The 12,597-nt window shown below is 71.8% G+C and carries 10 protein-coding genes; 3 read left to right on the top strand and 7 right to left on the bottom strand.

Translation table 11 applies throughout. The features are described 5' to 3' along the window. Positions 1-53 precede the first annotated feature (53 nt). The 5 genes from BDZ31_RS11305 to BDZ31_RS11285 are packed head-to-tail and all read right to left on the bottom strand — an operon-like array spanning position 54 to position 5,759. On the bottom strand, positions 54-1,100 hold the full coding sequence (locus BDZ31_RS11305) for a substrate-binding domain-containing protein (RefSeq protein WP_183342058.1): 1,047 nt from the start codon (positions 1,098-1,100) through the stop codon (positions 54-56). A 30-nt stretch (positions 1,101-1,130) separates the two neighbouring features. After that, positions 1,131-2,165: an ABC transporter permease gene (locus tag BDZ31_RS11300; RefSeq protein WP_183342056.1), complete on the bottom strand. Its 1,035-nt coding sequence runs from the start codon at positions 2,163-2,165 to the stop codon at positions 1,131-1,133. Beyond that, the gene (locus tag BDZ31_RS11295; protein WP_183342054.1) at positions 2,162-3,676 is read right to left on the bottom strand and encodes a sugar ABC transporter ATP-binding protein; all 1,515 of its coding nucleotides are present in this window, start codon (positions 3,674-3,676) and stop codon (positions 2,162-2,164) included. The genes BDZ31_RS11300 and BDZ31_RS11295 overlap by 4 nt, the downstream gene beginning before the upstream one ends. Then, on the bottom strand, positions 3,676-4,599 hold the full coding sequence (locus BDZ31_RS11290) for a TIM barrel protein (protein ID WP_183342052.1): 924 nt from the start codon (positions 4,597-4,599) through the stop codon (positions 3,676-3,678). Before BDZ31_RS11290 ends, BDZ31_RS11295 begins: the two co-directional genes overlap by 1 nt. Beyond that, positions 4,596-5,759: a Gfo/Idh/MocA family oxidoreductase gene (locus BDZ31_RS11285; RefSeq protein WP_183342051.1), complete on the bottom strand. Its 1,164-nt coding sequence runs from the start codon at positions 5,757-5,759 to the stop codon at positions 4,596-4,598. Before BDZ31_RS11285 ends, BDZ31_RS11290 begins: the two co-directional genes overlap by 4 nt. Before the next feature lie 128 nt (positions 5,760-5,887). On the opposite strand from BDZ31_RS11285, the gene BDZ31_RS11280 reads away from it, so the two are divergent. Continuing rightward, positions 5,888-7,102 (top strand): ROK family protein, encoded by a 1,215-nt coding sequence (locus BDZ31_RS11280; protein WP_183342049.1) that lies wholly within the window; start codon positions 5,888-5,890, stop codon positions 7,100-7,102. 32 nt (positions 7,103-7,134) lie between these two features. On the opposite strand, the gene BDZ31_RS11275 is transcribed toward BDZ31_RS11280, so the two are convergent. Both BDZ31_RS11275 and BDZ31_RS11270 read right to left on the bottom strand, forming a co-directional pair. After that, positions 7,135-9,288, bottom strand: coding sequence for a glutamine synthetase III family protein (locus BDZ31_RS11275; protein ID WP_183342047.1), 2,154 nt, complete (start codon positions 9,286-9,288; stop codon positions 7,135-7,137). Between the two features lie 564 nt (positions 9,289-9,852). After that, positions 9,853-10,485 carry a hypothetical protein gene (locus BDZ31_RS11270; RefSeq protein WP_183342045.1) on the bottom strand — a complete coding sequence of 211 codons (633 nt, stop codon included), beginning with the start codon at positions 10,483-10,485 and terminating at the stop codon, positions 9,853-9,855. A 279-nt stretch (positions 10,486-10,764) separates the two neighbouring features. Here BDZ31_RS11270 and BDZ31_RS11265 point away from each other — a divergent pair, with 279 nt between their 5' ends. Together BDZ31_RS11265 and BDZ31_RS24925 are read left to right on the top strand one after the other, a co-directional pair. Beyond that, the gene (locus BDZ31_RS11265; RefSeq protein WP_183342043.1) at positions 10,765-11,505 is read left to right on the top strand and encodes an MlaE family ABC transporter permease; all 741 of its coding nucleotides are present in this window, start codon (positions 10,765-10,767) and stop codon (positions 11,503-11,505) included. 31 nt (positions 11,506-11,536) lie between these two features. Continuing rightward, positions 11,537-12,559: an ATP-binding cassette domain-containing protein gene (locus BDZ31_RS24925; RefSeq protein WP_183342041.1), complete on the top strand. Its 1,023-nt coding sequence runs from the start codon at positions 11,537-11,539 to the stop codon at positions 12,557-12,559. The last annotated feature ends 38 nt before the right edge of the window (positions 12,560-12,597 follow it).

The raw sequence follows: 12,597 nt of genomic DNA, 5'->3' as shown, positions 1-12,597 counted from the left end.
CTTGACACAGGCGTGCCAAGGTTGGGCGGCCGCCGGCGCGACCGGGACGCGCGTCAGTTGAACGCGTACTGCTCGTACTGCTCGACGTTCTCGCTCGTCACCGTCGCAGCCGGGACGATGATCTGGCGCGGGACCTCCGGCGGGACCAGCTCCGGGAAGCCCTCGCCGAGCGCGATCAGGCGCGCCATGTTGACGGCCGACGCGGCCATGTTGGGGTTGTAGAGGAAGGTCGCCTCGTAGAGGCCGCCCTCCTTGATCTGCTCCATCGCGTCCTGGGAGCCGCCGACGCCGGTCAGGAACATCTCGTCGTCGCGGCCGGCGTTGCGGATCGCCTGCACGACGCCCTGGGCCATGTCGTCGTCGTGCGTGTAGACGGCGTCGATTCTGTCCTGCGCCTGGAGGATCGTCTCCATCACTCTCAGCCCTGTGTCGGGGTTGAAGTCGCCCGGCTGTCTGGCGACGATGTCGATCCCGCCGTCCGGGCAGGCCTTTCTCAGCTCGTCGACGAACCCTCTCGTGCGCTCCTCCGTGACCGAGATCCCCGCCAGGCCCTGGATCTCCACGACGTTGCCTCTGCAGTCGAGTCTTCTGGCGATGTAGTCGGCCGCGAGCACGCCGATCTGGTAGTTGTCGCCGAGGATCGTCGCGGTCGCCGCGTCGGGCGCCGTGAACAGCCGGTCGACGTTGACGACCGGGATCCCGGCCGCCTCGGCTCTCTGCGCGACCGGCGTCAGCGCCGCGCCGTCCTGCGGCAACACGACGAGCGCGTCCGGTCTGTCGGAGATCACCTGCTCGATCTGCTGTGCCTGCGAGTCGGCGTCGGCGGCCTCCAGCAGGCGGAAGTCGACGTCGTCGAACTCGTCCGCGGCGGCCTGCGCGTTCTTCGAGATCGCGCCGAGCCAGCCGTGGTCGGTCGGCGGCACGCTGGCGACGATGCTGACCGGGCCGCCGGCGCCGCCGCCCTCGCCGCCCGTCGTCGCGCCGGCGGCCGCCTGCGTCGCGGTCGCGCCGTCGTCGTCGCTGTCACCGCCGCAGGCCGCGGCGCCGACCGCCAGCAGCGCCGCGACGGCCAGCGCCGCCGGCAGTCGCATCATTGACATCTGGACCCCTCCTCCTTCGGTGTGGACGTTTCACAGCCGCGCCTCCGGCCGCTGGATGAGGACCGCCCCGAGGACGATCGCCCCCTTGACGACCTGCTGGACCTCGGTCGACAGGTCGAGCTGCGTCATCAAGCTGAAGATCAACGCGAAGGTCAGCACGCCGAGGAACGTGCCGACGATCGTCGCGCGGCCGCCGGCGAGGCTGGTGCCGCCGATCACGACGGCGCCGATCGCGTCGAGCTCGTAGAGGTTGCCGCTGACCGGCGAGGCGCTGCCGAGGCGTGCGCACAGCAGCACCGCCGCGACGCCTGCGAGCAGGCCGGACAGGACGTAGACGCTGAGGATCGTCCGCCGGACCGGGACGCCGGCGATCCGCGCCGCCTCGCGGTTGCCGCCGACGGCGACGACGTAGCGGCCGTAGCGGGTGCGGTTGAGGACCAGCCACCCGGCGACCACGACGCCGAGGAAGACGTAGACCGAGACGGGGATCCCAAGGATCCGCCCCGTCCCGAACCACATCAGCGAGAACGGCGCGGGGTCGCCGAACGAGCCGCCGTTGAGCTCCAGCAGCCCGACCGGCAGCTTGTCGTTGAGCAGCAGCGCGATCCCGCGCGCGATCGAGAACATCGCCAGCGTCGCGATGAACGGGACGACGCGCCCGTAGGCGACCGCGATCGCGTTGATCGACCCGAGCGCCGTCGCGAACGCGAGCGCGCCGAAGACGAACAGCAGCGTCGACCCCTCCGGATCGACGAGCACCCCGCCGAACATCCCGGCCGCGGCGACCATCGAGCCGACCGACAGGTCGATGCCGGCGGTCGCGATCACGAACGTCATCCCGATCGCGAGCACGCCGACGACGCTCGCCTGCGTGAGCATGTTGCGGACGTTGTCCCAGGTCGGGAAGCTGTCGGGCTTGAGGATCGAGCCGGCGACGAACAGCGCGATCACGACGAGCACGAGCGCGTACTCCTGCAGCCGGACGCCGGACAGGCGCCGCGCCCTGCCGCCCCCGGACGGCGGCGCGGCCGCCGTGCCCGGACCGCTTGCGGGCGACGTCGTCATGTGACCTCCTCGATCAGGTCGGCGGTTTCGGTCGGCGCGACGGCGTGGCGCAGCAGCTCCCGCTCGCTGGCGCGCTCGCCGTCGACCTCGAAGACGGTCTCGCCCTCGCGCATCACGAGGATGCGGCTGCAGATGCCGACCAGCTCGCCGAGCTCGGAGGAGACGACGAGCACCGCGACGCCGGCGGCGGCGAGGTCGCCGATCACGCGGTAGAGCTCGGCCTTCGTGGCGACGTCGACGCCGCGCGTCGGCTCGTCGAGCAGCAGCACGCGGCAGCTGCGCAGCAGCCAGCGCGCGAGCACGACCTTCTGCTGGTTGCCGCCCGACAGCTCGCGCACGGCCCGCTCGGCGTCGGCCGGGACGGTCCGCAGCCGCTGCAGCTGCTCGCGCGCCGCGGCGCGCTCGGCGCGGACGCTCAGCAGCCCGCGCTCGAAGCGGCCGAGGTCGGCGAGGCTGACGTTCTTGGTCAGGCTCCAGTCGAGCAGCAGGCCCTGCGACTTGCGGTCCTCGGGCGCCAGCCCGAGCCCGGCGGCGATCGCGCGGTCGGGGCGACCCGGCGGCAGCCGTCTGCCGCCGACGCGGACCTCGCCGGCCTGCGGTGCGTCGAGGCCGTAGATCAGCCGCAGCAGCTCGGTCCGCCCGGAGCCGACGAGGCCCCCGAGGCCGACGACCTCGCCGGCGCGCACCTGCAGCGAGACCGCTCGGACCGACGGCAGGCGCCGCACGCCGCGGACGTCGAGCACGACCTCGCCGGAGGCATGCGGCCGCTCCGGGTAGAGCTGCTCGACGGCGCGCCCGACCATCAGCTCGACCAGCTCGTCGGTCGGCGTCGCGGCCGGCAGGTCGGTCGCCGCGGTGCGCCCGTCGGTCAGCACCGTCACGCGGTCGCCGATGCGGCGGATCTCGTCGAGCCGGTGGGAGATGTAGACGACCGAGACGCCGTCGGCGGTCAGCCGCCGCACGACCCCGAACAGCGTCTCGATCTCGCCGTCGTCGAGGATCGCGGAGGGCTCGTCCATGATCAGCAGCCGCACGTCGTGGGAGAGCGCGCGGGCGATCGAGACGACCTGCTGCGCCGCCGGCCGCAGCTCGCGCACCTTCGTGCGCGGATCGATCGCCTCGTGGCCGAGCCGGGCGAGCAGCGCGGCCGCGTCGCGGCGCATCCGCTCGAGATCGAGGAAGGGGCCGCGGCGCGGCTCGTGGGCGAGGAAGACGCTCTGCGCGACGGTCAGCTCGTCGACGAGGTCGAGCTCCTGGTAGATCGTCGCGACCCCGCGCCGCAGCGACGCGGACGGGTCGCCGACGGGGAGCGGATCGCCGTCGAGCAGGATCTCGCCCGCGGTCGGCGCGACGGCGCCGGAGACGCACTTGATCAGCGTCGACTTGCCGGCGCCGTTGGGCCCGAGCAGGCAGTGGACCTCGCCGCGCTCGACGGCGAAGTCGACCCCCTTCAGCGCCTTCACGCCCGGGTACTCCTTGACCAGCCCGCGGACCTCGAGCACCGGCGCCATCACGCCACCAGCAGCGGTCGCAGGTTGCGGTGGGCGAGCACGAGGCCCTGCTCGACCTTCCCGGGCGTGCCGCCCCAGACGGGATCCTCGTGCTCGACCGACAGCACGCCGTCGAAGCCGCCGGCGTAGAGCGTGTCGACGTAGCGGCGGAAGTCGACCTCGCCGAGCCCGGGGATGCGGTAGCGCCACCAGCCCATCTCCCACGGGTCGGTCGCGCGCGTCGAGAGACGGCCGAAGAAGCCGTAGCGGTTGCGTCTGGCGGCGAAGGTCTCGGCGTCCTTGGCGTGCGCGTGGGCGACCCGGTCGACGTACGGCTCCAGCGCCTCGACGGGGTCGATGCCCAGCCACAGCAGGTGGGAGGGGTCGAAGTTGAGGTAGAGCCCCAGGTCGAACATCCACTCCCACAGCTCCGGCGAGTAGGCGAGGTTGCCGGGATAGCCGTCCGGGTGCCAGCCCTCCATCACGCAGTTCTCGATCATCAGCCGCACGCCGCGCTCGCCGGCGTAGTCGACCAGCGGCGGCAGCACGCGCTCGGCCTCGCGCAGGTTGTCGGCGACGCTGCGGCCTGGGTCGCGGCCGACGAAGGTGCCGACCGGCACGCCGCCGAGCGCGGCGGCCGCATCGACGCACGCGCGCACGTGCGCGTGGATCGCCGCCCGCTCGACGGGGTCGGGGTGGAGGTTGTTGTCGTAGTAGGCGAGCGCCGAGAGCGTCAGCCCGTTCCCCTCCAGCGCCTCGGCGACCCGCTCGCGCTCGCGGCCGTCGAAGGCGTCGGCGGCGAGATGGGAGGCGGTGAACGGCCGGTCGCCGATCGTCGGCCATGCCGCCAGCTCGAGCGCCTCGTAGCCGTTCGCGCCGGCCCAGCGTGCGACCTCCTCCAGCGGCCGCTCCGGCATGCAGGCGGTCAGCAGGCCGAGCTTCACGGCCGCGCCTCCGCAAGCGCCGGCGCCGGGACCGCCGTCCACGCCCCGTCGGCGGCGGCCGAGCCGAGCACCGCCTCGGTGATCTGGACGGCGCGGCGCCCGTCGGCGAAGCGCGGCAGACCGTCGGCCGCCTCGCCGTCGGCGATCGCCGCGTAGACGTCGGCGACGAAGGCGTCGAAGCAGTCGCCGTAGCCCTGCGGGTGGCCGGCGGGCAGCGTCGCGAAGCGGGCGGCCGGGGCGCTCAGGGCGGCATCGTCGCGGAGCGCGAGCGCGACGCCGTCGCGCCGGCCGCACCACAGCAGCTCGGGCTGCTCCTGGTCGAAGGCGAGCGCCGCGTCGGCCGCGTCCCACTCGATCCAGAGGCGGTTCTTGCGGCCGGGGGAGACCTGGCTGACGACGACGGAGCCGAGCGCGCCGCCGTCGGTCTCGAACTGCACCAGCGCGACGTCCTCGGTGTCGACCGGCTGCCGCGGCCCGTCGTCGTCGCGGCGCGCGAACGCGGCCGTCCCGCTCGCGCTGCGCTCCGGCACGACGGTCGCCGTGCGCGCGCTGAGGCGGACGATGCGGTGGCCGGAGGCGAACTCGGCCAGGTCGCACCAGTGCGAGCCGATGTCGGCGAAGGCGCGCGAGGCGCCGCCGAGCCGCCGCTCGACGCGCCAGTTGGCGTCGGCCGGCAGCGACAGCCAGTCCTGCAGGTAGGTCCCGTGCAGCAGGCGCAGCGGGCCGCTGCGCCCGCCGCGCAGCCGCTCGCGCGCCTCGCGCACCATCGGGTAGTAGCGGTAGACGAAGGGAACCGCCGCCTGCAGCCCGCCGGCGGAGGCGGCGGCGACCAGCTCGGCCGCGCCGTCGTCGTCGAGCGCCAGCGGCTTCTCGCAGATCACGTGCTTGCCGGCCTCCAGCGCGGCGCGCGCGAGCGGCAGGTGGAGGTGGTTGGGGGCGCAGACGTGGACGACATCGACGTCGTCCGCGGCGACCAGCTCCTCGCCCGACTTGCACGCCCGCTCGGCGCCGAGCCGTCCCGCCGCTGCGCGCGAGGACTCCGGCGTCGACGCCGCGACGGCGACCAGCCGGGCGCCGGCGAGCCGCGCAGAGCGCGCGTGAACCGCGCCGATGAAGCCGGCGCCGACGACGCCGGCTCGCAGCCGAGCTCCTCCACTCACGCTGCCGACCTTCCCACAGGCTTTTACCGTATGTCAAGCAAAAGTCTGTCGGTTAGCGAACTATCTATCCGAACTCTTGCATTGATCTCGGCTGAAGTCGGCGGTCTGCCGTGCTTTACTTCCGGGTCGTGGCAGCCCGCGAGGATCAGGAAGGCCCGTCGCGACCCCTCGCCGGAGAGGCGATAAGCGCCGGCACCGTCCTGCGGGTGATCCGCGACGCGGGCACGCTCACGCGAGCCGAGCTGGCGCGGCGAACCGGCCTCGCGCGCTCGACGGTCGCCCAGCGCGTCGACACGCTGCTCAGGCACGAGCTGGTCTACGAGGCCGCCGGCGCCGACTCGACCGGCGGGCGGCCGCCGACGTCGCTCGTCTTCAACGACGGCTCGGGCGTCGTGCTCTGCGGCGACCTCGGCGTCACGCACGGCCGCCTCGCCGTCTGCGACCTCGGCGGCGCCTCGCTCGCCGAGGAGATAGAGGAGCTGGACATCGCCGCTGGCCCCGAGACGGTGCTCGCGATCGTCGACGAGCGCTTCGGCGCGCTGCTCGAGCAGGCCGGACGGGCCAGCTCGCACGTCCGCGGCATCGGGCTCGGCGTCCCCGGCCCGGTCGCCTTCGACCGCGGCGAGCCGGCCAACCCGCCGATCATGCCGGGCTGGGACGGCTTCTCCATCCCCGGCTGGTTCGCCGCCCGCCACGACGCGCCGGTGCTGGTCGACAACGACGTCAACATCATGGCGCTCGGCGAGCACTGGGCCAACTGGCGCGGCCGCGACCACCTGCTGTTCATCAAGGTCGGGACGGGGATCGGCTGCGGGATCGTCGCGAGGGGCAGGATCCACCACGGCGCGAAGGGCGCCGCCGGCGACATCGGCCACATCCGGCTCGCCGGCGAGGAGGCGACCTGCCGCTGCGGCAACGTCGGCTGCCTCGAGGCCGTCTCAGGCGGCGCGGCGCTCGCGCGCAGGCTCGCCGAGCAGGGCGTCGAGGCGCGCACGAGCCGCGACGTCGTGCGGCTGGTGAAGGAGGGGAGCGCGCCGGCGACGCGGCTGGTGCGCGAGGCCGGCCGCAACCTCGGCGAGGTGCTGGCCGGCTGCGTCAACTTCTTCAACCCCGAGGTGATCGTGATCGGGGGCGACGTCGGCCAGTCCTCCCAGCAGCTGCTCGCGGGCGTGCGCGAGGTGATCTTCCAGCGCTCGCTGCCGCTCGCGACCGAGGAGCTGCGGGTCGTCCCGAGCGGCCTCGGCGACCGCGCCGGCGTCGTCGGTGCGGCGATCATGGTGATCGAGCACGTCCTCTCGCCGCAGGCGATCGACCAGGCGATCCGCCGCGGCGTCGGCGCCTGAGGCGCGCCGCGGGGATCGCGTGTCGCGGGGTCCTACTTGATGAAGAGGACCTCGCTGTACTTGGGCAGCGGCCAGAGGTCGTCGGCGACGATCTTCTCGAGCTTGTCGGCGACCTCGCGGACCTTGTTCATCGCGGGGATGACGTTGTCGCGCAGGAAGCTCGCCCACGTCGCCGGCGGCTCGTCCTGCTGGTTCTCCTTGAGGTTGGCCGACTCGAGCGCCTGGATCGCGGCCACGAACTGCTCGACGAGGGCCTGCGTCTCGGTGACGAGCGCGTCGACGCCCGCCTCCTTCACGAGCGCGAGCTGCCTTAGGGCGGCCGGCAGCAGCAGCGTGCGGGCGATCGTCGCGGCGGTCTCGGCCTCGATGTTGATCTTGGCCGCGTACTGCTCGGTGAAGACCTCGTAGCGGGACTCCAGCTCGCGCTCGGAGAGCACTCTGTAGCGCTCGAAGGCCGCGACGGTGCTCTCCTTGACGAAGTACGGCAGCGCGTCCGGCGTCGTGCGGAGGTTGAGCAGGCCGCGCCGCGCGGCCTCCTCGTGCCAATCCTGCGAGTAGCCGTCGCCGTCGAAGACGACCCGCTTGTGCGCGGCATAGCTCTTCTGCAGCACCGGGCGCAGCGCCTCCTCCAGCGAGGCGCCGCCCTTCAGCGCCGCCTCGAGCTGGTCGGCGAGGTCGTCGATCGCCTCGGCGACGATCGTGTTGAGGACCGTGTTCGGCAGCGCGACCGACTGCGTCGAGCCGATCGCGCGGAACTCGAACTTGTTGCCGGTGAAGGCGAACGGGCTGGTGCGGTTGCGGTCGCCGCCGTGGAGCGGCAGGCGCGGCAGCACCGGCGTGCCGAGGCCGAGCAGCGAGCCGGCGCTCGACTCGCTCGCCGCGCCGCTCTCGATCGCGGCGTAGACGCCCTCGAGCTCCTCGCCGAGGAAGATCGAGATGATCGCCGGCGGCGCCTCGTTGGCCCCCAGGCGGTGGTCCTGGCCGGGGCCGGCGGCGGTCGCACGCAGGAGGCCCTGGTGCTTGTCGACCGCCTGGATCACCGCGGTGCAGAAGAACAGGAAGTTGAGGTTCTCGTGCGGCGTGTCGCCCGGATCGAGCAGGTTCTCGCCGTGGTCGGCGCTCATCGACCAGTTGTTGTGCTTGCCGGAGCCGTTGACGCCGGCGAACGGCTTCTCGTGCAGGAGGCAGACGAGGCCGTAGCGGCGGGCGACGTTCTGCAGCACCTGCATCGTCAGCTGCTGGTGGTCGGAGCCGACGTTGGAGTTCTCGAAGATCGGGGCGATCTCGTACTGTGCCGGGGCGACCTCGTTGTGGCGGGTCTTGATCGGCACGCCGAGCTTCGCCAGCTCGTCCTCGACCTCCAGCATGTACGCGAGCACGCGCTCCGGGATCGAGCCGAAGTAGTGGTCGTCGAGCTCGTGGCCCTTCGGCGGCTGGGCGCCGAACAGCGTGCGGCCGGTCGTCAGCAGGTCGGGGCGCTCGAAGAAGTACTGCTCGTCGATCAGGAAGTACTCCTGCTCGGCGCCGACGGTCGTGAAGACGCGCTGGGCCTCCTCGTCGCCGAGCAGCCGCAGGGCGCGGACGGCGGAGTCGGAGAGCGCGCCCATCGAGCGCAGCAGCGGGATCTTGTTGTCGAGCGCCTCGCCGGTCCACGACGCGAACGCGGTCGGGATGCACAGCAGCGCGCCGTTGGGGTTCTCGAGGATGAACGCCGGGCTGGTCGGATCCCAGGCGGTGTAGCCGCGCGCCTCGAAGGTGGCGCGGATGCCGCCGGTGGGGAAGGAGGAGGCGTCCGGCTCGCCCTGGATCAGCTCCTTGCCGGAGAACTCGGCGATCGCCGTGCCGTCGCCGGCTGGGCTGTAGAAGGAGTCGTGCTTCTCCGCGGTGGAGCCCGTCAGCGGCTGGAACCAGTGCGCGTAGTGGGTCGCGCCGCGCTCCAGCGCCCACTCCTTCATCGCGAGCGCGACGGCGTCGGCGAGCGAGCTGTCGAGCGCCTCGCCGCGCTCCAGCGTCGACTGGAGCTGCTTGTAGACGGCCTTCGGCAGGCGCTTGCGCTGCTCCGCGGGGCTGAACACGTTCGCGCCGAACACCTGGTTGTCAGGATGCGTCAGGTCCTGCGCCCCGAGCGTGGCGCCGTTGGGGGACCACTGGGCCGCGGTGACGTTCTCTTGACGGAGTCTGGGCATAGACGGGTTGTTCCTTTCCATCGTCCCGCAGCCGGGCTTCCGGAGCGGCGCCGCGGCTGTCTTGCGGCGGTGGGACGGTGGCTCGTGATTTCCGTGCGCAGCGAGCCTACGAAGGTTCTGCAGAGACGACACTATCCGCATGTCCAAAGGAACGCGCGCCCGGTTCGCCCCGCTGACATGCGCTCATTCGACGTCGTGCGGGCGCATCGGCGTCGCGCTTCAGTAACACGCGCGCGCGGGCCGCGAGCGGTGGCGAAGCTGGCGCCCCGATCTTTCGCCAGATGGCCAAAGAAGGGGCGTGCCGGCTGGCGCAGACTGCTCGTCACCGTCAACGCATGAGCCGTCCGGGTCGCTCAGGACCCGGTCCGGGAGGGGTCCAAGGACCTCACGAGAGAGAGCGGAGCCGAGCCGCCGGCCACGCGTCAGGCGATCGCTCCGGAGGTGTCCGATCTCGGCTCCGGCATCGTAATGACGGGCGGTGCCGGTCCGTGCAGCAGGGGCCCGCGGCGTGGGAACGTCGCGGGCCTTTGCGTCGACGGAGGGGGCGGCCGGCCGCCGGCGTGATCAGCGCGACGACTCGTCGAAGTCGCGGCCGGAGACGCGCACGACGTCCCCGTTCTCGTCGACCCGCGCCTGGCCGGGCTTGCGCGAGATGTCGACGGTGAGCGAGCCGCTCGCCGCGCGGCCGTCCGCCTGCACGACTCTGGCCTTGTTGCCGAGCGCGCCGGCGAGCCGCCAGTCGACGCTCCATCTGCCGGCTCTGATCGCCGACAGGCGCCAGCTGAAGGTCTGCGTCGCGCCGGGCGCGACGGGGCCGAGCGCCCAGGTGTTGGCGAACGCGGTCATGCCCGTCGTGTCCTCGAGGATCCAGACCGGGCGCGAGCGCGACTTGATCCCGGGCTGCTCGCTGAGCGCGCCGAAGGCCGCCGCGCGCGTGCCCTCTCTGTCGGCCTCGATCGTGACCGCCAGGTTGGGGATCTCGTCTCTGCCGACGTTTCTGACGGCGATGCGCAGCTCCGACTCCTCGGCGAGCTCCTGCTTCGCCGGGAAGGTCACGACCGGCTCGGCGACCGTGTAGGTCGCGGCGGTCACGCCCGCGTCCTGTCGCTCGCCGCCGCCGCAGCCCGCGGCGAACGCCAACGCGACAGCCGCGGCGGCCGCCGTCCCTCCTCGCAGGATCGCTCCTCTCCCGTTCACAGCGGCGCGAACATAGCACGGCCGCAGGTCGCCGTTCGCTGGTTGCCGAAGCGGCGCAAACGCCGATGCCAGATGTATATAGATCGGCGTGTCTCTTGGCCGGAGGGACGCGACGGTTCCCGTTTGGCATGCGTCCCGGCCGTGTCATACGCTGTGCCCAGAAGCTGCCAGCTAGGGCAACTTCTGTCGCTTTTCCAGGGAGGACGGAGAGAGATGGTCCGAACGGTCGCCGACCGAGCGCTGCTTCCCACGAGGAACGCCCTCGAGGAAGTCGGTGACATGATGATCTTGACGGGCAAGACGATCGTCTCCACGGTCCGTCCGCCGTACCCGTACGGCGGTGAGTTCGTCTCGCAGTTCCTCTTCGCGCTGAAGCTCTGCTGGTTCCCGCTGCTCGTCTCGACGGTGGCGTTCGGCTACGGCGCGCCGGGCCTGCAGGCGGCGAACTTCCTCGTCCTGTTCGGAGCGCTCGACCGCCTCGGCGGCTTCTTCGTGCTCGCGTCGATCCGCGAGTTCGCGCCGTTCGTGAGCGCGATCGTGCTCGCCGGCGTCGCCGGGACCGCGATCACCGCCGACCTCGGCGCGCGCAAGATCCGCGAGGAGCTCGACGCGCTGCAGGTGCTCGGCGTCGACCCGGTCAAGAACCTGGTCGTGCCGCGCTTCCTCGCGCTGATGCTCGTGACCGGGCTGTTCGACATCTACGCGCTCCTGTTCGGCATCTTCGGCGGCGTCATCGCGACGCTCGTCAACGGCGCGCCGCTCGGACCGTTCTTCGCGACCTTCCTGACCAACGCCTCGACGACCGACCTGTGGGGCTCGTTGCTGAAGACGACCTTGTTCGGGGCGATCATCGCGATCGTCTGCTGTTACAAGGGGATGACCGCGTCCGGCGGGGCGGAGGGAGTGGGCCGCGCCGTCAACCAGGCGGTCGTCATAGCGTTCATGGGCATCTTCGCGTTCAACTACGTCTTCACCCAGACGCTGCTCGCGACCCACCCGGAGATCAACCTGATCCGCTGATGACGCCCTGTCTCGACATTGGAGGGATGACGTGAGCCGCTCGGACTCCGACAAGGACCGGCTCGACGAGGAGCGGCTCGCGGACGAGCGCGATCCCCTCGGCGGTGAGATCCTCGACCACGACGAGCCCGACGTGCTCGACGAGTTCGACGACCAGCCGGGGGAGCTCGAGCTCTACGAGCGCGAGGAGCGCGCGGAGCCGCGCGTCTCCGTCGTCTCGGAGGGCGCTCCGGCGCCCGCCGCCGACGACGAGGACGAGTTCCGCTGGCACACCGAGGCCCGCCATGCGGTCGAGGGCGTCGAGGACGCCGTCGAGTTCGTCGACGTGCACAAGGCGTTCGGCCGCAACAGAGTGCTGCGCGGCCTCAACCTCGGCATCCCCGAGGGCAGAATCTCGATGATCCTTGGGCCCTCGGGCACCGGCAAGTCGGTCTGCATCAAGCACATGGTCGGGCTCCTCTACCCCGACCAGGGCGACATCCTCGTCCACGGCGAGTCGGTCCCGAATATGGTCGACGACGACCTCTTCGAGATGCGCAAGAAGTTCGGCGTCCTCTTCCAGGACGGCGCGCTGTTCGGGTCGATGAACCTCTACGACAACGTCGCCTTCCCGCTGCGCCAGCACACCGACAAGGGCGAGGACGAGATCTACGAGATCGTCAACCGGCGCCTGAAGGAAGTCGGCCTGGCAGGCTCCCACGACAAGATGCCGAACGAGCTCTCGGGCGGGATGCGCAAGCGCGCCGGGTTCGCCCGGGCGCTCGTGCTCGATCCCGAGATCGTCCTCTTCGACGAGCCGGACTCCGGCCTCGATCCGGTCCGCACCGCGCTGCTGTGCGAGCTGATCAAGGAGGTCCACGCGGAGAACGGCGGCGCCTACGTGGTGATCACGCACGACATCGCCAGCGCCCGCCGCGTCGCGGAGTTCATCGCGGTCCTGTGGCGCGGCCGGATCGTCGAGTCCGGGCCCGCGAGAGACCTGTTCGAGTCCGAGAACCCGTTCGTCCGCCAGTTCCTCAGCGGGGAGTCCCAGGGCCCCCTTGGCATGGAGTAGGGCTGAGCGCCCGCAACCCCCGACCCTGACTCTCTATC

The sequence above is a fragment of the Conexibacter arvalis genome, assembly GCF_014199525.1.
Taxonomy (GTDB): domain Bacteria; phylum Actinomycetota; class Thermoleophilia; order Solirubrobacterales; family Solirubrobacteraceae; genus Conexibacter; species Conexibacter arvalis.
This window is presented reverse-complemented; position numbering and strand designations above follow the sequence as displayed.